The following is an 18,950-nucleotide window of genomic DNA, read 5'->3' as shown; positions in this document are numbered from 1 at the left end:
TCCTAACGTCCGCCCGAGAAGACTTGCAGCAACTGATGTGGCGCGATGCGCGCAAGACGTTGCGCGGGCCAAGCGGCTGCAATGATCGCTGCTAGTAAAGCAATGGCCGAGAGTACGAGATAGGATTTCGGGAACAGGAACATCGGTAATTGCCACCCGAAGGCCGCAACATTGACCACTGCCAGTAACACCCAAGATAGCGCAAGCCCCAAGGGCACGGCCAAGCAAGTGACAACCGCCGCCAACACGACGGAGCGGATCAATTCCAACCGCCCGAGCTGCGCGCGGGTTACCCCCAACGCCCAAATTGGTGCGAGCTGTGGCAGGCGCATCTGGGCAAGCGTCAGAAGGCTCATCATTATGGAAAATCCTGCGACGCTGAGCGTCAGAATGTTCAGCGCGCCGGTTACTGTAAACGTCTGCTCGAATATTCCGAGCGAGAGCGCTTTGATACGCGCTTGATTGACCATCGCGTCAGCAGGAAGACCTAGATCTTCGCGCAAAATCTTTGAGACGCGCACAATGTTTTCAGGCGCGATACGCAATCCAAAGCGCACGGGTTCGATGTTAGGATAGAGTATTGCGAACGCCTCCATACCAATGATCATCTGCGGCGCAGGGTTGCCGTAATCGGAATACACGCCAACGATCGTCTGGTTCTGTGCTCCCTCAACGCGATCTCTGACGGCCAGTTCGGACCGCAACGCAAACTGTTCGTTGATCAGCGCGGTGTCCGGCTCTTGCAATCTGTCCCAAACGTTATCAGCGGCTTCGAGCAGCGGCCAGTGATCGCGGTACGTGCTGTGATCCGTCACGCCATAAACCTCGGCATGTTGTCCGCCAAGCTCGATCTTCGCACTCACTATAGGCAGAAAAGTGGTCACTTCATCGGCAAGCAAGCGACGCATATCGCTGGCCTGCTCAGCACGGTCCAAAGTTACATAGAGCTCGGACACGAGCCGTTGATCAAGCCATCCGGTAAAGGTCAAACGAAAGCTCGACACCATCGTGTTGACCCCAACATTTGTAGCAATGGCGAGCAAAAGCGCCATAAGCGCCATTGACAAACCCGGCACTTGACTGCGTGAGTCTGCCCAAAACCACTGGGGCAGGGCTCGTTTTGTGGCACGCTCGAGCAAGGCCAAGCAGCGATCCAATATCAGCGGCAGCAAGAATGCGGCCCCTATCAGCAAACATCCCAAAAGCACAAATCCCTGCACGAGGCTCGAGGCACGTGTGGTTAGAACAGCGGCACCCCCCAGCAAGATGCATCCCAATAAACCCAAATAGATCATGACTTTCCGCGAGGCCTGCGCCCATGCCTGCGGTGTGCCCGCCTCCATCAAGGGCAAGCGCGCGAGGCGCAAGAATGTACCGATGCTGGCGATCAACGTCCCCCCGATGGCCATGCTAAGCCCCGACATCCACCACGATGCGCGGATCTGTAATGTGCCAGCGACCTCCGCGCCGTAAAGCCCGCGCAGGGTGGCTGCAACGTCCGGCAAAAGAGTGGCGGCGATGAGGTAGCCTAGCATGATCCCAAAGACACCCGCGAGTGTGGCGAAGATCAACAGTTCTGCGGCGAGGAGCGTGATGAGGAGGCGCAGCGACACACCCAATGCGCGAAGCGTGCGAAACATGGTGCGGCGTTGCTCGAAGGCGAGGCCGATAGCGCCGTAGACGATGAACAGTCCGACCGCAAATGACAAAAGGCCAAATGCGGTAAGGTTCATGTGGAAGCTGTCAGTCAACCTTGCGATATCATCGTTGCCGGAAGGTGCGTTCACATATTGTAAATGCGGTGTGACGTCTTCCAGTATGCCTGGGTCTTGCGCGTTGTTTCCCAGCACAATCAGCCGATCCAATGTGTCGCCACCTTCTGCAAGCATTGCGACGGAACCGATGTCCGCAATGGCGGTGCCTGCGGCAAGATTGGGTGCAATCTTGAATCCCCAGCCAAGCGCCTCGATCACTTTGGTACTGTCTTCAGACACCAACGCGAACCCCGATTGTGAGAAGAATTGATCCATCGGCAAGGTTTGTATGTCAAAAAATCCAGGCAGGTTCGGCGTAGTGAGTGGCTCTACACCAAGCAGTCGCACCGTCTCACCATCCAATTCCAGCCTGTGTTCGATCTGTGGTGTCACCAGCCAGCCTAATCGGCGCAAAGCGACATAATCCGCGACACTCATATTCTCATCCGCGCGGGCGACGATCTGGTCAGACTGGCCCTGTGCGACTTGTGCCGCTGCAGCGCCGTAACTTGCACGGGCTTCCGAATTGATTGCCTGAACACCGGACCAAAGCGCTGTGGCCAAGGCCAATCCCATAAGCAACGTAAACAGTTGCAAGGGCGCGTGCCGCCAATGAGACAATAGCGCACGCAGGGCTGTGCCCGCTTGCGTCACGCGATTTTGCCACTTCGCAGGGTCAATTGTCGATCCAGCGCGCTTGCATGGGTGGCTGAATGGGTGACCATCAATAGGGCCGTGTTCGTCTCGCGGGTTATCTCGAGCAACAGCGTCAAAACTGTTTGCGCGGTTTCTTCATCAAGGTTTCCCGTAGGTTCATCCGCCAAAATTAACGCAGGCTTCGCCGCGAGGGCACGCGCAATAGCGATGCGTTGTTGTTGGCCGCCTGACAGGGCTTCGGGATATTTCTCCAAATGCGCGCTCAACCCCATGCGAGTGGCAAGTTTTGCGCACCAATCTGCATCATAACGCCCTGAGAGATGCGCTTGAAACGAGATATTAGCATCTATTCGAAGGCTTGGGATCAGGTTGAACTGTTGGAAAATAATCCCGACAAGCTGTCGCCGTAACTCTGCACGCTTCGTGTCGCTGGGGTTTGACATGATCTGATTGTTGACCGCAATCTCACCGTGATCCGGGACGTCTAGGCCTGCGATTAGATGCAAGAGCGTGCTTTTGCCCGAGCCGGATTCCCCCATTAGTGCAAGGCTTTGGCCAGCTTCCAGCGCTAAACACACCCCGCGTAGTACATCCGTCTGCAGATCAGCGGTCCCATATCCCTTATGGATGTCTTGCGCGTTGAGGATCATGCGTGCTCTCCGAGTGATTTGTGGTACTAAATAGCGGCCAGGAGGTGCTTTCAAGCAAAGCTCTGCCACTTGGGCAGGCTTTCGTTTACGAAGCTTAAGAATTTCTCTAGAAATGCCGCTAAATATTTTGCTGTTTCTAGGCGTGGATTGACGGTTGAAGAAGTTTATTACTCTTGTAACAGCGTGTAGTCTTTTGACGGCCTGTGGCGGCCCGCTCGCGAAAGTGGATAAACTCTCGTCGGTCGAGCTTGCAGACGACACACAAAGCGTCGCGGCCTTGCCTGATCCCACTGAGAGCACAACGCAAGGCGGGCTGTTTTCCGGCCTGTTCAACCGTGATCCAAAGCCTGAACCTGCGACCCTATCAGAGACCGACGCAGCGGTAAGCGCTGCGTTTGGTGTAGATACGACGGCAAGCGTAGCACTAAAAACCACGACAGTTGTCGCTTTTGCCGAACCAAAACTACGTGGGCTGTTCGGGTTTTTACGCGCGAAAGAAGAAAATCAACCGGCTGTCGATGTGGCCACATTGGCAGCGCCAGAAAGAGCGACCGCCCAAATCCTCGACGACAACGTGGAAACGGCGCTTGCTGCAGCGCCTGAAAATCAAGCAGTAATCACCGAGGCCGTGCCAGAGGCTGTCGAAAAACCACGTCGTGGATTGTTCGGCCTTTTGGCAGGCGCGCGTGCCAGCGACAAAGCAGCTCCTGCGGAGCCGGTCGTGCAAACCGCGTCTCTTGGCGCGGTTATCGCGCCTAGATCGGCAGATCCGCTTTCGACCCCGCTTCGCAAAAATAACCGCAAGCACAAAGGCCCTAACTCTGAGATCGTGGCTTTTGGAACGCGGCTCCCCTCGGGTGCTGTGGCACGTGTGTGTGACCTGCTCGGTGGACGCCTTGGTAAACAGGTTGAAAAATTTCCCGCGCGTGGTCGCGGCTATAAGCTGATAGACAATAATCCCGGCTCCAGCGCGCCGCGCCCCTTCTATGTGACCGGGTTTGATGATAATTGTGCACGTACTTTCACGGCTCCTTTGGCTCTGTTTGGCAGTCCCACGATGCACGAACAATTGCGCTATGGTCTGCTAAGCAAAGCGCAACCCTACAGTCTGACAGACCAGGCGTATGAGGGGATCAAACGCTCCGTATGTGGTGTTGGTAAAAACAAAGCCTGTGGTGCAAAGATCAACAAGGTGAAAAAAACACTTTGTTCATTTCGACTTATGACCGCATTGGCAGCAACGCGAGCTGGTCGAATATCTTGCTCCACGACGGTTGGGTCGTTGCAGCAGATCGCAAAAGTTAAAATAAAGACCTAGGGCCCTGACCCTAGTAATGCGGAGGCCGTTCGTCACCGAGCACAATGCCGCCGCCACCCTGACTGTCACGCTCCCCTTCACGCTGCATCAGCATTTGAACGCGGTGCATCAACACTGCGATCTCGCGTTCTTGACGCGCAATCACATCGGACAACTCATCGGTTGTTTTCAACAACTCGGCTGCCTTTTCTTCAAGGGCTTGGATACGGATCTCACTCATAGGGTGCGGCTAACACGGCGCAGCGCGCTGCGCAATTCGCGCGTACCTGTTGCCCCCTGTGACCTTGGAAGGTAAAGGGCAGACATCTAGCCAGTGAGAAAGAGACCCATGGCCAAAGTGAAAAAAGCCCCCCGTCCCAAGGCGCAAGCGCCGAAAGGATTTCGCGACTACTTCGGCGCGGAAGTGACCGAGCGCGCAGAGATGCTGCAAAAGATCGCGGGTGTGTATCATCGCTATGGGTTTGATGCTTTGGAAAGTTCCGCTGTCGAGACGGTCGAGGCGTTGGGCAAGTTCCTGCCCGACGTAGATCGCCCGAATGAAGGAGTGTTCGCGTGGCAAGAGTATGAGACAGCAGATTGGCTCGCCTTGCGCTACGATCTGACCGCCCCTTTGGCGCGTGTTTATGCGCAGAACCGCAATGAATTGCCGACGCCCTATCGCCGCTATGCGATGGGTCCTGTGTGGCGCAATGAAAAGCCGGGTCCGGGGCGGTATCGTCAGTTTTATCAATGCGATGCGGACACGGTCGGGGCTGGCTCTGTTGCGGCGGATGCCGAAATCTGCGCGATGCTAAGCGACACGTTGGAAGTCGTCGGGATCGAGCGTGGCGACTACATTGTGCGCGTCAACAACCGCAAGGTTTTGAACGGCGTCATGGAAGTCTGCGGCATTGCGGGTGATGATAAAGCGGACGAACGCGGCATTGTCTTACGCGCGATTGATAAGCTCGATCGCCTCGGCGAAAACGGCGTGCGCGCGCTGCTGGGCGAGGGTCGCAAAGACGAAAGTGGCGATTACACCAAAGGTGCTGGGCTTAGCGATGCGCAAGCTGACATCGTCATGGGCTTCATGTCCGCCAAACGCGATAGCGGCGCAGCTACAGCGGCACGTCTCAGCGAATTGGTTGCCGGCTCCAAAGTTGGCGAAGAGGGTGTTAACGAATTGCTAACAATCGCAGAGTTGTTGGAGGCACAGGGTTACGGCCCTGACCGGATCGAGATTGATCCGTCAGTCGTGCGTGGCCTTGGCTACTACACTGGCCCCGTGTTTGAAGCCGAACTCACTTTCGAAATTCAGGACGAAAAAGGGCGTCCGCGCAACTTCGGTTCTGTTGCAGGTGGCGGTCGCTATGATGATCTGGTGAAGCGTTTCACCGGCCAGAAAGTCCCCGCAACGGGCGTGTCCATCGGCGTTGATCGCTTGCTCGCCGCCCTTCGCATGAAGGGTCACGTTGAGAGTCACGCGGTGGGTCCTGTGGTGGTCACTGTCATGGATAAGGCGCGTATGGCGGATTATCAACGCATGGTGTCCGAGCTGCGAAAGGTTGGTATCCGCGCCGAAGTGTACCTTGGTAATCCCAAGAATTTCGGCAACCAACTCAAGTACGCGGATAAACGCAATTCGCCCATCGCGATCATTGAGGGTGGTGATGAGAAAGAAAAGGGCGTCATTCAAATCAAAGATCTGATCCTTGGGGCCAAGATTGCCGAAAGCGCGACGCTGGAAGAATGGAAAGATCGCCCCGGTCAATACGAAGTGCCGCGCGGCGATTTGGTTGCGAAGGTGCGCGAAATTCTGGAAAGCCAAGAATAATGACTCGCGTTAGTACTCTTGCGACGCAGTTACGCGCGCATTTCGAACAGCTTGGCGCTTTACCTGTTGAGACCTCGATCTTGCAGCCAGCGGGTACGTTGCTTGACCTCTACGGCGAGGATATTCGCGGGCGGGCCTACATCACATCCGACGCGCTCCGCGGGGAGCAAATGTTGCGACCTGATTTCACGGTTCCTGTCGTGCAGATGCATATGGAAGCGGGGGCAGATCCCGCGCGCTACACATATGCGGGCACCGTGTTTCGTCGCCAAGACGATGATGAGAGCCGCCCGAACGAATACACGCAAGTCGGCTATGAGGTGTTTGACCGCGCAGAACCGATTTCTGCCGATGCCGAAGTATTTGCATTGATCGCGCAGGCTTTGAGCGCGGCCCCAGTGAAGGCTGCTACGGGTGACATAGGGATTTTAGTCGCCGCTGTGTCAGCGCTTGAAACATCTGAAGCACGCAAGGGAGCTTTGCTGCGTCACATCTGGCGGCCACAGAAGTTTCGCTCATTGCTCGAACAGTATTCGACACCAAGTGTTGCGCGCGAAGCTTTGGCTTTGGAAAATCCGTTTGAAAATGCGGGTCCAGAGATTGGTTTGCGTCGTACATCTGATGTGCAGGACCGATTGGATGAGCTTCGCGTAGACGCGCAAATTACTCCGATCCCCAAGGCTGTTGTAGACTTGTTGGATGCGCTTTTGAACGTCCGCGCGATGCTTCCTTTGGCGGTGCCGCAATTGAGGGGTCTCGCGGTTGAGATGCCAGCGATTGGACCTGCGGTTGAACGTTTGAGGTCGCGAATGATCGCGTTGAAGACACGCGGAGTTGATGTCGAGAAAATCGAGTTCGCGACGAGCTATGGTCGTAGCTTGATGGAATATTACGACGGCTTTGTCTTTGGCTTTTACGCAGAAACACGAACAGATCTACCGCCTATCGCGACCGGTGGACGCTATGATGCGCTGACCAAGCAACTGGGCCAAGGCGCTGAAATTCCAGCGGTGGGCGGCGTCATTCGTCCTGATCTACTTTTGGACTTGGTGGGCGCAGCATGACGATCAAGCTTGGGGTGCCGTCCAAAGGCCGTTTGATGGAAAAAACGTTTGAGTGGTTTGGCGAACGCGGTGTTGAATTGTCGCGCACAGGATCGGATCGCGAATATGCGGGTGCCGTGCGCGGAGTAGACGGTGTCGAATTGGTGCTGCTGTCCGCGGGTGAAATCCCTCGTGAACTGGCGGCAGGGCGCATTCTTTTGGGAGTGACGGGCACGGATTTGATCCGCGAAAAGCTCAGCAATTGGGAGCAAAGGGTCGAAGAGCTAGCGCTTTTGGGCTTCGGTCATGCGGATCTGATCATCGCTGTGCCAGACTTTTGGGTTGATGTACGTACGCTGGATGATCTTGACGCTGCCGCTGCGAAGTTTCGCGCGACAAACAACTTTAGATTGAGAATTGCTACGAAATATCACCGTTTGATCCGTGAGTATTTGCGCCAAAATGGAGTTGCGGATTACCAATTGGTGGATAGTCAGGGCGCGACTGAAGGAACTGTGAAGAACGAAACGGCAGAGGCGGTGGCGGATATTACATCCACAGGCGAAACTTTGCGTGCGAACCATTTGAGGTTGCTTGACGACGGCCCTGCTTTACGTTCTCAAGCGACATTGTTCAAAGCTCTAAATGTTAACCTCAGTGACGCTGAGCGTAAGAACTTGGCGGAATTGTTAACCACCTTAAAGCTCACCTGACCCCAATTTCGGCAAGTGCTGCACTAAGTTCGGCGGGCATTGGCTCTTCGTGCATGCGGTCTTCTGGAAGATCCGCGGGAGCATCTTCAGGCTTGAGATACCGCCAGCCTTGAAAGGGGCGCTTAAGCGCATGTTGCGTGCGAATGAGGCCGGGTTTCATAACAATTGCGCAGCGACGAATGCCATCGTCGCTGATCACTTCATCAAACCGCAAAATTTGTTGGCGTGCTTGGATTACACCCTTGATTACCCAATAGATCGAACCACCTCGCATGATTTCAAGCGCGCGCTTGGGCCACATGCGGGTGACGTGACGGTTCAAACCGTCATTCGCAGCCGCGCGCATTTGCTGCCACGCGTCCAATCTTTCAACTGATTCTGTGCCGACGCTCAGTTTAATAAGGTTAATATGCTTGTTCACAGAAAATTCCCACCTTTGACGCAACATATGGTATGTGAACTATGAGCGACATCAAGGCGTAGTATTTGCATGATGTGCCGAAAAGTTCATTGCCGCCTATTGAACACATCCTTAATAGGCTATCTTACACCTCTGCACATCAAAGGAATCGTCACATGAACCGTTTTGCCGCGCCTATCGCTGAACAGATTTGGGATATGAAGTATCGCTTCAAGGAAGCGGACGGCACGCCGATAGACGCAACGGTTGAGGATTCCTGGGGTCGCATCGCCAAAGACCTCGCGAAAGTGGAAAAAGACCCGGAGCACTGGGAAGAGCAATTTTATGCGGCTTTGGAGGATTTCAAATATCTTCCAGCGGGGCGCATCACCGCCGGTGCAGGCACTGCGCGCAATGTGACCTTGTTCAACTGCTTCGTAATGGGCACGATTCCCGATTCCATGGGTGGTATTTTCGAGATGCTGAAAGAGGCCGCTTTGACGATGCAGCAGGGCGGCGGCATTGGCTACGATTTCTCTACGATCCGTCCCAAGGGCGCAGATGTTAAGGGTGTGGCCGCAGATGCCTCTGGTCCGTTAAGCTTTATGGATGTGTGGGATGCGATGTGTCGCACGATCATGAGTGCTGGTTCGCGTCGTGGTGCGATGATGGCGACAATGCGGTGCGATCACCCTGATATCGAAGATTTCATCACAGCGAAATCCGACGCCGCGCGTTTGCGTATGTTCAATGTGTCTGTGCTAATCACTGATCCCTTCATGGAAGCGGTGAAGGCGGATGCAGAGTGGGAATTGAAGTTCGACGGTGAAGTTTACCGAACGGTCCGCGCACTAGAGTTGTGGAACAAGATCATGCAGGGCACCTATGATTATGCCGAGCCCGGCGTAATTTTCATCGACCGTATCAACAAAGCCAACAACCTGGGCTATTGTGAAACGATTGCGGCGACGAACCCGTGCGGGGAGCAACCTTTGCCACCTTATGGTGCGTGTTTGCTCGGCTCGATTAACCTTGCGCGCCTCGTGCCTAACCCGTTTGAAGCGGACGCTGCTTTGGATGTGTCTGCGTTGAACGAGCTGGTCGCGACGGCTGTGCGTATGATGGACAATGTGGTTGATGCGTCCAAATTCCCGCTGGATGCGCAGGCGCGTGAAGCTGCTGCGAAACGCCGAATTGGTCTGGGTGTCACCGGTTTGGCGGATGCACTTTTGATGGTCGGACAACGCTATGGTTCCGAGGAAGCGGCGCGTCAAACGGATCAATGGTTGCACGCAATTGCGCGCGCCGCATATCTGGCGTCGGTCGATTTGGCGAAAGAAAAAGGCGCGTTCCCCTTGTTTGACGCTGAGGCTTATTTGGCCAGTGGAGCGATGCAGGACATGGATGAGGACGTGCGCGACGCGATCCGCGAGCATGGTATTCGCAATGCTTTGCTGACCTCGATTGCGCCGACGGGGACGATCAGCCTTTATGCTGGCAACGTGTCGTCGGGTATCGAGCCTGTGTTTGCATACGCCTACACGCGCAAGGTTTTGCAGAAAGACGGCTCGCGTACAGAAGAGGAAGTCGTTGATTACGCTGTGCAAATGTGGCGCGACAAGTTTGGTGATAAGGAACTGCCAGACTACTTTGTGAATGCGCAAACACTTGCGCCTTTGGATCACGTGCGCATGCAAGCGGCGGCGCAGAAATGGGTCGATAGCTCCATCTCCAAGACAATTAACTGCCCTGAAGACATTGCATTCGACGATTTCAAAGAGGTCTACATGGAAGCGTGGGATAGTGGCTGTAAGGGCTGCACAACCTATCGCCCGAACGATGTGACTGGGTCCGTTTTGAGCGTCTCTGAAGACAACAAAGACGCGCCAGAAGTCATTGCCAACACGGACGCGGAACCCATGCGCCCGCACGGCGATGTGGTCTATATGTCCGAACCTTTGGATCGTCCGCAATCATTGGAAGGCGCGACGTACAAGTTAAAATGGCCTGACAGTGAGCATGCGATTTACTTGACTGTTAACGATGTGATCGAAGGCGGTCGTCGCCGTCCGTTTGAGGTGTTCATCAACTCCAAGAACATGGAGCATTTTGCTTGGACAGTTGCGCTCACGCGGATGATGTCGGCGGTGTTCCGCCGTGGCGGCGACGTGTCGTTTGTTGTGGAAGAGTTGAAAGCGGTCTTTGATCCGCGCGGTGGTGCGTGGGTTGGTGGCAAGTATATTCCATCCATCCTTGCGGCACTTGGCGGTGTCTTGGAACAGCATTTGATCCAGATCGGTTTCCTCGAGGGGGAGGGCATGGGCCTTAAGAGCGATCCGAAAGCTGAGGTCGTTAGCATGCCGCAGAACCGCGGCAAGGCCTGCCCGAGCTGCGGTCAATTTGATCTGCGCATGGTCGAGGGATGCATGACTTGCGGCAGCTGTGGCCACAGCAAGTGCGGCTAAGCCAATGACACTGGGTGCGATCGCAAGCGCTTGCTTTAAGATCGCCACAAAACAATCGGCGTGTGCCGAGTGCAGATGAGATTGTCGCGCTCTAACAGCAAGTTTGGTAGAACAGGGCGCGCATAACTACGCGCCCTGTTCTGTTATTGCGCGGCGATGAGGCCCATGCTTTCAAGCTTCAAAAGAACCTGATGCGCGCAATTGTCTACTTCAACGTTTTCAGTTTCAACGCTGAGTTCAGGGTTTGCAGGCACATCATAAGGGTCTGAAATACCTGTAAACTCTTTGATCTTGCCTTCGCGTGCGAGCTTATAAAGACCTTTGCGATCCCGTTTTTCGCATTCCTCAATCGACGTTGCTACGTGGATTTCGACGAAGGCACCAAAGTCCTCCACATCCTCACGCACAGCACGACGGGTCGTCGCATATGGCGCGATGGGCGCGCAGATGGCGATGCCGCCATTCTTGGTGATTTCAGAGGCCACATAGCCGATGCGGCGGATGTTCAGATCGCGGTGTTCTTTGCTAAAGCCCAGTTCGGAACTGAGATTCTTACGCACGATGTCACCATCCAAAAGCGTCACAGGTCGGCCACCCATTTCCATCAGTTTCACCATCAAAGCATTCGCAATTGTGGATTTGCCGGAGCCGGAGAAGCCGGTGAAGAAGACGGTAAAACCTCGCTTGGAACGCGGTGGTTTCGTGCGGCGCAATTCTTTGACGACCTCAGGGAAAGAGAACCACTCTGGAATCTCGAGGCCCTCGGACAAGCGGCGACGAAGTTCCGTGCCGGAGATGTTGAGGATTGTGACCTTGTCCTTGTCTTTGATCTCGTCAATAGCTTCGTATTGCGCGCGCTCTGCGATCCAAACCATGTGTTTGAAATCAACCATTTTGCAGCCAATTTCGGATTGGTTGGCGCGGTAGAGGTCTTGGGCGTCGTAGGGCCCGTAGAAATCTTCGCCTGCGGAGTTTTTGCCGGGGCCAGCGTGGTCGCGGCCCACGATAAAGTGCGTGCAGCCGTGATTTGCGCGGATCAGACCATGCCAAACTGCTTCACGCGGACCAGCCATACGCATAGCGAGGTTCAGCAAAGACATTGAGGTTGTGGAGCTTGGGTATTTATCAAGAACCGCCTCGTAGCAACGCACGCGGGTGAAGTGATCCACATCGCCCGGCTTGGTCATGCCAACAACAGGGTGGATCAACAGGTTTGCTTGCGCTTCTTTCGCCGCGCGGAAGGTGAGTTCCTGATGCGCGCGATGCAGTGGATTACGCGTTTGGAAGGCAACAACCTTGCGCCAACCCATTTTACGGAAGTACGCACGCAACTCGTTTGGTGTGTCACGGCGACCGCGGAAATCGTAGTGAACCGGCTGTTGAATGCCTGTGACGGGGCCGCCTAAATAGATTTTACCTGCTTGATTATTAAGGTAATTCACCGCCGGATGGGCGTCATCGTCGGCACCGAAAACCTTAATCGCCTCGTTAGATTTATTCGGCTCCCAACGGTCTGTAACTGTCATCGTGCCTAGAATAACGCCTTCTTGATCACGAAGTGCGATGTCTTGGCCAAGCTCGATGGTCTGTGCGAAATCCTCAGACACGTCCAAAGTGATTGGCATTGGCCAAAGCGCGCCATCTGCGAGGCGCATGTTTTCGAGGACACCGTCATAGTCTGCCTCGGACATGAAGCCTTTGAGCGGGTTGAAGCCGCCGTTCATCAACAGTTCCAGATCGCAAATCTGACGCGGGGACATATCATGCGAGGTAAGGTCTGCGGCTTCGACCTTCAGCTTTTGCGCTGACTCGTAGCTGACATAAAGTTCGGAGATTGGAGCAAGATTATTTTGCATCAGTTTGGTCCTGTGTTTGAAAGGTTCTAGTCCGCTTGTGGCACCTGTTAGTTCGGCGTGAAGTGCGTCGTATTCTGCGAATTTGCGGGTAAGGAATTGATCGGTAAGGCGCACCTTTTCGGCCGCGCCACGAAACGTTACTTCGTAAGAGACGCGCTGGCGTTTGTCGGTGCTGTTGCGCTCACCAATCTTGATGAAGCCTTTGTCAGCCGTAGCACGCAAAAGCGTGTTGAGCCGACCTAGGGAGATGCCAAGCGCACTGGCAATCACGCGCTGCGATGCGTCTGGCGTCAAATCAAGCTGACGCAAGAAGCGGAAGAGTTGATCCTCTTCTTGAGGCTGCGATTTGATTTCAGTAGCGTACATGGTTGTCTTCTAAATGTTTGTTCATTTTTGAACAATCTTTAAATCTGACATTTCAAACTTTCGCTCAAGTGTTCATAATATGGCGTGTTTGAACGTGACCAATGCACAACGAAAAACACGCCTCCGGTTGAGAGGCGCGTTGCAATATTTCAAAATTTCAGATGTTTAACCGTCGTTTTCAGCTAGCCAGCGCTCTGCTTCCAAGGCGGCCATACAGCCCATGCCAGCGGAGGTTACGGCTTGTCGATACTTGTGATCCGTCAAATCACCTGCCGCGAACACACCTGGGATTGAGGTTGCCGTGCTGTCGGGTTGGGTCACAACGTAGCCGCCCATGTGGGTGTCGAGCACGTCTTTGACCAATTCGTTCGCGGGTGCGTGGCCGATGGCGATGAACACGCCTTTGCAGGGCAGATCGGTGATTTCGCCTGTTTTCGTGTGCTTCACTTTCACGCCTTCTACGCCGAGCGGAGCATCGGTACCGTAGACTTCTTCGATTTCATGGAACCAGAGCGTTTCGATCTTCGGGTTCTTCAATAAACGATCTTCAAGAATTTTTTCGGAACGCAATTCATCACGGCGATGTACTAGCGTCACTTTGGAGGCGAAGTTGGTTAAGAACAGCGCCTCTTCAACGGCCGTGTTCCCGCCACCTACGACGACGATTTCCATGCCGCGATAGAAGAAGCCGTCACATGTTGCGCAAGCGGACACGCCGAACCCTTTGAATTTCTCCTCAGACGGAAGGCCAAGCCATTTCGCGCGCGCACCTGTCGTGAGGATCACAGCATCGCATGTATAAAGCGTGCCGCTGTCGCTATTAGCTTTGAACGGGCGTTCAGACAGATCGAGATCAGAGATGATGTCACTGACGATTTCACAGCCCATTGCTTTGGCGTGGGCTTCCATACGGACCATCAAATCAGGGCCTTGGACCTCTGTATCGCCGGGCCAGTTTTCAACTTCCGTGGTTGTTGTTAGCTGTCCACCGGGCTCGATCCCTTGCACGAGTAAAGGGTTCAACATCGCGCGACTCGCGTAAACGCCTGCGGTATAGCCAGCAGGGCCAGACCCAATGATAAGTACTTTAGAATGACGGGTTTCGGCCATGTGATCGGTGTCCTATCCTGAATTTCGCACTCCCTATACCGTGGAATCGGGGCCGCTAAAAGCGCCAAGCGCTCCAATCACGGATTTGCGAGCATGCGGACCAGTTATTACGGTTCAGATAATTTTGTTGCGCAAACGCGAAATATTATTGCGTATCTGTGGGCGGCTAGAGTATATTGGCAAAGTTATTTTAGGGGACACTGATGGCTGGTACGCGACTTGATCCGATTGATCGCAAAATTCTTGCGGAATTGCAGACTGATGGTCGCATGACCAATGTTGAATTGGCGAAACGCGTTGGAATCTCCGCTCCGCCTTGTTTGCGTCGTGTGCGCACGCTTGAAGAAGCGGGCTATATCAAAGGCTATCACGCGGAGGTTGATGCGCGCGAACTTGGGTTTGAGGTACAAGTCTTCGCGATGGTCGGGCTGCAAAGCCAAGCCGAGGCCGATTTAAGCGCGTTTGAAGAGCAGTGCCGCAGTTGGCCGCTTGTGCGGGAATGTCATATGCTCAACGGCGAAGTGGATTTCGTGCTGAAATGCGTCGCACCCGATCTGAGCTCTTTCCAGAGCTTTCTCACATCGCAATTGCTGACCACCGAAAACGTGGGCAGCGTGAAAACGTCGCTCGTCATTCGCGGTGCAAAAGACGAGCCCGGGGTTCCGTTTGATGTGCTTGAAGAGCGCTTAAGCAAGTCAGAATGATCTAATTGCGCGTCAGACTTTCGAGCGTGTCTTTTGACATGCGCGGGTAAGCCAACGCGCCGAAATCTTCGAATCTAGCAATGTCTGGAAAGAGCGACAGAAAGAGCGAGCGCATGTTGTCGCCTAGCAAGTCCTCGACACCTTTGCCGGGATGATATGTCGCAACCGCGCGTCCATTAGCATAGACCGCCGCGTGTTTTGCGGTGCGAATATGGAACAAGCGCACAGGGCTTGGGGGTGAGAGCAAGAAGGCGGAGAAACCGTCTTCCAGATCGCGTACAGGTGTCAAAACAGCGCCGACCCCTATCTTTTCTTTCAGCGCAGGTGAGCTTTGCAGCAAACGCGCGTTCTGACCCAAAAGTAGATCACCAAGCGCGCCGGATTAAGAATAGCCATCCGCAACCAAGCGAATAAGGCCTTTGAGAGAGGAGGTTGGAAGGGCTTGGGCTGGCACAAAACTAGTGGAGCCGATCCAAGTGACAGGCATCGGATCGCCATCGACCGTATCCACTAGATCGCCGGGATAAAGGTCTTCGATGGCAACAGGCCCCATTGGTGTGGAGATCAAGGCCCCACGTGCAAAGGCCGAACAAGTTGCTTCAAACAGACCAGTAGCGGGCGCAAGGTAATGAGAGGTGCGCGCGTTGCCACAAGGACGGGGCGTTGCGATCTCAAATTTGCGCATGAGAGGCTGGGTGCGCTGAGACCGCTCTTGGGAAGGAGCAATCAGATCCGTTTTGACCGGAAGGGAATATGTGTTTTCGGACCGCAAAGCGGGAGAGAGCTGGTTAGCCATGAAAATACCAATCGAGGTATGTCACAACCGCGTCGGCCCCCACCGACAACGACGACCGGACAAGTCGTTAAATCTGAATTTTGGATGTCATGCCCTGAGAGCGTCTGTCAAGACTTGGGTTAATTTTGTCATTTTTCTACACCAATCTTACTTGTTACGCGCTGACTGTTTCGCCAGAAAAAGGCAAAGCTGCCACAATGTTGCCCAGAAGCGGGCTCGTTACACACCAACAGGGCCGAATCACAGCGCTGTTATCGGCCTCAAAGGGATACCTTGGAATTTAGGTTAGGCTGATTTGCGATCCGTTTTCTCACCTGCGCGCTTAGCAATGAACGCTGCACGACGTGCACCGCGCTCAAAAGGGAGTGCCGGGATGTCAGATTTTGTTGTTTTCACAACCGATGCAATAAAGCGTGCCTTGGGTTTCATATCGAATACTGCCTGATACTTGTTTTTGTTTACGTCTCAGGAACAGTGATGCCGCCCGATTGGGGCGGCAAAGTGGCGGGCTTTGGGTCGATTTGGGTTAATAGCGGGGAAACCCCATGATTGTTCACAAACGGATACAGGAGATCAGGCGCCCGTAGTCTGCTTCTTTATGATGCGTCGTGCGACGGTACGAGTAAAAGCGCGCTGCATCTTGGTATGTGCAGTGTCCGATCCATTCCGCAGAGCCAACACCCGCTTCGCGCAGCATGTGCAGGCCAAAGCTGGGAAGGTCGAATTGCATGCGATCCTCTTGGCCATTTGCAAAGAAGCGCGAAAAACTGTGATCTTGCGCGATGAAGTCTTCAAAGAACTCTGGACCGACTTCATAAGCGGCTTGTGAAATGCAGGGCCCGATTGCGGCTGAGATGTTGTCGCGTTTGGCCCCGAGCTTTTCCATAGCGGCGACCGTGTTGGAGAGAACCCCTCCAAGCGCGCCTTTCCAACCTGCATGTGCTGCGCCGATGATGCTGGCCACTGGGTCCAAAAATAGTACCGGTTGACAATCCGCGGTGAGGATACCCAGTGCGATGCCTTTTTGATTGGTTACCATCGCATCGGCTTTCGGGCGCTCGGTCGTTGGCGCGTCAATGACGGCGACATCGGCGCTGTGATATTGGTGCACGCCCACAAGTGCGAGCGGCTGTACCCCCATTGTTTCGGCGACACGAGCACGATTGCTGACAACAGCCTGCTCATCATCATTGGAGCCGACACCGCAATTCAAACCCTCATAGATCCCGCTTGATACACCACCTTTGCGTGTGAAAAATCCATGCTGCACATGGCTAAGAATGTCAGCTTTGAGGTTCTCAATAGTCATACTTCATATCCTGCGGGTGGATGTGTGCCTTTTGGAAAGAACGCGAGGGCTTTGAATATCGTTCCCATTTCATCGGGATGGGTCAAGCGGCGATGCGCGGCGATGTGGTGCTCCAAGGCTGTGCCGCCTAAGGATTTCGCCAAGGCTTGCGCACGATCTGTGATGCCAAGACGTTCCAGAAAGACGCCTTGCGGTGTTAGGCGGGAATGCGTGCAAGGCATATCGGTGATCAACACTTCAAAGTCGACATGGGAGGTCAGATCGCTTTGCCCAGGTTTGTGCAAGGCGGGTACTTTTTCATGAGCGTGGACCGCTTGCAAAGTGTCCCCAAGCGAGCGCCAATCGCCGTAGTCGAAGACCAGCGCTGTGCCACCATTTGTCTCTATCCGCTCCGCGAGGGCTCGCATGATTAGCGGGGCTTGAGCGCAGAGTTCAACGAGATCGCCGTCTTTCGTATCGTTCAAGCGATGATCCAAAGCGGTGAGCGGGGCAGGCGCGCTTAGCCCAAAGGCGAGCGCGTCATTGTCAAGGCCAATTTGGCGTTCGCGCCATCCCTCACCGTCGCGGACCATCTGGCGAATTGGGAGTGCGTCGAAGAACTCATTCGCAATTGCGTATAGCGGAAGATCGCTGGGGAGCTGGTCAACATGGTCGTGCCAGATTGAGGTATGCGCTGACAAAGTTGCTGCCTGAACCTCGCGTAGTTTTGGGGAGGCCTCAATAAGATGTATCTCGCAGGCTTGCTCGAAACTGGGCACTGCCTTGGCCGTGCGCAATATATCGGCCATCAAGGTGCCGCGCCCGGGTCCGAGTTCTGCCAAAGCGATTCGTGCGGGTTGGCCCTGATCCATCCAGACTTGAGCAAGCGTGAGGCCGATCAATTCGCCAAACATCTGGCTGATCTCCGGCGCTGTGATGAAATCACCGCCTGTGCCAAAAGGATCGCGCGTGCTGTAATAGCCGTGCTCGGGATGGAGCAAGCATGTGCTCATATACTCCGCCACGCTCATCGGTCCTTGCGTGGCGATTTGGCTCTTAAGTATCTGCTCTAGTGGGGTCATGCTTTGCGGGCGCGTAGAATAAACCAGATCCCGATCAGGATCATTGGGATCGACAAGAGTTGGCCCATGGTAAAGCCGTAGCCGCCCGTTTGCAGCACAAGGCCCAGCGGGTTTTCAAGGGTGATGAATTGTGCATCCGGTTGGCGCACGAATTCAACAAGGAAACGCCCAATGCCGTAGCCCGCAAAAAAGGTGCCCATGATGATGCCCGGTTTCTTTAGCGCATCGCGCCGCCAGACGAGCCAAAGGATGAAGGTACCTAACAGAAGGCCCTCTAGGATAGCTTCGTAAAGTTGTGAAGGATGGCGTGCGCAGATGTCGATGACAGGACCACAGGCTTGGGCGGCGCGATCTGGGAAGATAACGCCCCAAGGTAGATCTGTTGGTCTGCCCCAAAGCTCTGAATTGATGAAATTAGACACGCGGCCAAGGAAAAGCGCCGGGGTGACGGCCAGTGCCATCATGTCTGCTGTGTGTAATTTGGAAATGCCTGTGCGCGCGCAGAAATACAGACCCGCAGCGATCACACCCAGTAGACCGCCGTGGAAAGACATGCCACCTTGCCAGATCATCAACCCTTCGAGCGGATGAGCGAGATAATAAGCGGGCTGATAGAATACCACATAGCCAACACGGCCACCCACTATGACGCCTAGAATGACTGAGGTCAGCAAGTCTTCGACCTGCGCAGGCGTCAAGGGAGATGTGTTGTCGGGCCAAAGCCTTGCGGCTTTGACGGCCATCAGAGCCAAGCGCCAGCCGATGAGAATACCAATAATATAGGCCATCGCGTACCAACGCAGCGCAAAATCAAAGCCGAACAGCTCGATCGAAAAGATCTCTGGTGAGATCGGCGGAAACTGGATCGCTGCGCGCATGGTGTTTGCCTCTTGCGTGGATGCGCCGAGTTGACGCCTTGTGGCCTGCTGCTTTCA

The 18,950-nt window shown here is 54.6% G+C and carries 16 protein-coding genes and 1 pseudogene; 6 read left to right on the top strand and 11 right to left on the bottom strand.

Going from position 1 to position 18,950, the window contains the following annotated elements; all coding sequences use genetic code 11:
- Positions 1-2: 2 nt before the first annotated feature.
- The gene (locus tag QZ280_RS10310) at positions 3-2,408 is read right to left on the bottom strand and encodes an FtsX-like permease family protein (protein ID WP_293443610.1); all 2,406 of its coding nucleotides are present in this window, start codon (positions 2,406-2,408) and stop codon (positions 3-5) included.
- Entirely contained in the window at positions 2,405-3,061 is a 657-nt protein-coding gene (locus QZ280_RS10305; RefSeq protein WP_293443607.1) for an ABC transporter ATP-binding protein, read from the bottom strand. The genes QZ280_RS10310 and QZ280_RS10305 overlap by 4 nt, the downstream gene beginning before the upstream one ends.
- 154 nt (positions 3,062-3,215) lie before the next feature.
- Here QZ280_RS10305 and QZ280_RS10300 point away from each other — a divergent pair, with 154 nt between their 5' ends.
- The gene (locus tag QZ280_RS10300) at positions 3,216-4,379 is read left to right on the top strand and encodes a hypothetical protein (protein WP_293443605.1); all 1,164 of its coding nucleotides are present in this window, start codon (positions 3,216-3,218) and stop codon (positions 4,377-4,379) included.
- Between the two features lie 10 nt (positions 4,380-4,389).
- On the opposite strand, the gene QZ280_RS10295 is transcribed toward QZ280_RS10300, so the two are convergent.
- Complete coding sequence (locus QZ280_RS10295) at positions 4,390-4,599, bottom strand: SlyX family protein (protein WP_293443602.1); 210 nt, start codon at positions 4,597-4,599, stop codon at positions 4,390-4,392.
- A 108-nt stretch (positions 4,600-4,707) separates the two neighbouring features.
- Between QZ280_RS10295 and hisS the strand changes: the two genes are divergently transcribed.
- From hisS to hisG, 3 genes are read left to right on the top strand one after another with little or no spacing between them, the layout of a single operon-like run.
- Positions 4,708-6,192 carry a histidine--tRNA ligase gene (gene hisS, locus QZ280_RS10290; protein WP_293443600.1) on the top strand — a complete coding sequence of 495 codons (1,485 nt, stop codon included), beginning with the start codon at positions 4,708-4,710 and terminating at the stop codon, positions 6,190-6,192.
- Entirely contained in the window at positions 6,192-7,256 is a 1,065-nt protein-coding gene (locus QZ280_RS10285; protein WP_293443598.1) for an ATP phosphoribosyltransferase regulatory subunit, read from the top strand. The genes hisS and QZ280_RS10285 overlap by 1 nt, the downstream gene beginning before the upstream one ends.
- The gene (hisG, locus tag QZ280_RS10280) at positions 7,253-7,948 is read left to right on the top strand and encodes an ATP phosphoribosyltransferase (RefSeq protein WP_293443595.1); all 696 of its coding nucleotides are present in this window, start codon (positions 7,253-7,255) and stop codon (positions 7,946-7,948) included. Before QZ280_RS10285 ends, hisG begins: the two co-directional genes overlap by 4 nt.
- Here the strand turns inward: hisG and QZ280_RS10275 are convergent.
- Positions 7,941-8,369, bottom strand: coding sequence for a DUF1489 domain-containing protein (locus QZ280_RS10275; protein WP_293443593.1), 429 nt, complete (start codon positions 8,367-8,369; stop codon positions 7,941-7,943). The two genes, hisG and QZ280_RS10275, sit on opposite strands and share 8 nt — an antisense overlap.
- A gap of 155 nt (positions 8,370-8,524) precedes the next feature.
- Here QZ280_RS10275 and QZ280_RS10270 point away from each other — a divergent pair, with 155 nt between their 5' ends.
- The gene (locus QZ280_RS10270; RefSeq protein ID WP_293443590.1) at positions 8,525-10,813 is read left to right on the top strand and encodes an adenosylcobalamin-dependent ribonucleoside-diphosphate reductase; all 2,289 of its coding nucleotides are present in this window, start codon (positions 8,525-8,527) and stop codon (positions 10,811-10,813) included.
- A 143-nt stretch (positions 10,814-10,956) separates the two neighbouring features.
- On the opposite strand, the gene QZ280_RS10265 is transcribed toward QZ280_RS10270, so the two are convergent.
- The gene (locus QZ280_RS10265) at positions 10,957-13,035 is read right to left on the bottom strand and encodes a bifunctional sulfate adenylyltransferase/adenylylsulfate kinase (RefSeq protein WP_293443587.1); all 2,079 of its coding nucleotides are present in this window, start codon (positions 13,033-13,035) and stop codon (positions 10,957-10,959) included.
- A gap of 165 nt (positions 13,036-13,200) precedes the next feature.
- Positions 13,201-14,145 (bottom strand): thioredoxin-disulfide reductase, encoded by a 945-nt coding sequence (trxB, locus tag QZ280_RS10260; protein WP_293443584.1) that lies wholly within the window; start codon positions 14,143-14,145, stop codon positions 13,201-13,203.
- A 203-nt stretch (positions 14,146-14,348) separates the two neighbouring features.
- On the opposite strand from trxB, the gene QZ280_RS10255 reads away from it, so the two are divergent.
- On the top strand, positions 14,349-14,849 hold the full coding sequence (locus tag QZ280_RS10255) for an Lrp/AsnC family transcriptional regulator (protein ID WP_293443581.1): 501 nt from the start codon (positions 14,349-14,351) through the stop codon (positions 14,847-14,849).
- Between the two features lies 1 nt (position 14,850).
- Here the strand turns inward: QZ280_RS10255 and QZ280_RS16355 are convergent.
- The 5 genes and pseudogenes from QZ280_RS16355 to lgt all read right to left on the bottom strand — a co-directional run bounded on the left by QZ280_RS16355 (position 14,851) and on the right by lgt (position 18,893).
- Positions 14,851-15,534: pseudogene (locus tag QZ280_RS16355) on the bottom strand (Hint domain-containing protein).
- A gap of 396 nt (positions 15,535-15,930) precedes the next feature.
- The gene (locus QZ280_RS10240) at positions 15,931-16,074 is read right to left on the bottom strand and encodes a hypothetical protein (protein WP_293443573.1); all 144 of its coding nucleotides are present in this window, start codon (positions 16,072-16,074) and stop codon (positions 15,931-15,933) included.
- A gap of 124 nt (positions 16,075-16,198) precedes the next feature.
- A complete protein-coding gene (pgeF, locus tag QZ280_RS10235) occupies positions 16,199-16,954 on the bottom strand; it encodes a peptidoglycan editing factor PgeF (protein ID WP_293443570.1) in 756 nt (251 codons plus the stop codon).
- Positions 16,951-18,015: an SAM-dependent methyltransferase gene (locus tag QZ280_RS10230; RefSeq protein WP_293443567.1), complete on the bottom strand. Its 1,065-nt coding sequence runs from the start codon at positions 18,013-18,015 to the stop codon at positions 16,951-16,953. Before QZ280_RS10230 ends, pgeF begins: the two co-directional genes overlap by 4 nt.
- Positions 18,012-18,893, bottom strand: a complete 882-nt coding sequence (gene lgt, locus QZ280_RS10225; RefSeq protein WP_293443564.1) for a prolipoprotein diacylglyceryl transferase — start codon at positions 18,891-18,893, stop codon at positions 18,012-18,014. The genes QZ280_RS10230 and lgt overlap by 4 nt, the downstream gene beginning before the upstream one ends.
- Positions 18,894-18,950 lie beyond the last annotated feature (57 nt).

Origin of the sequence: Planktotalea sp. (assembly GCF_018607995.1) — a bacterium.
Classification (GTDB): Bacteria; Pseudomonadota; Alphaproteobacteria; order Rhodobacterales; family Rhodobacteraceae; genus Planktotalea.
Note: the sequence above shows the minus strand (reverse complement) of the source record. Positions and strands in the feature narration are given on the sequence as shown.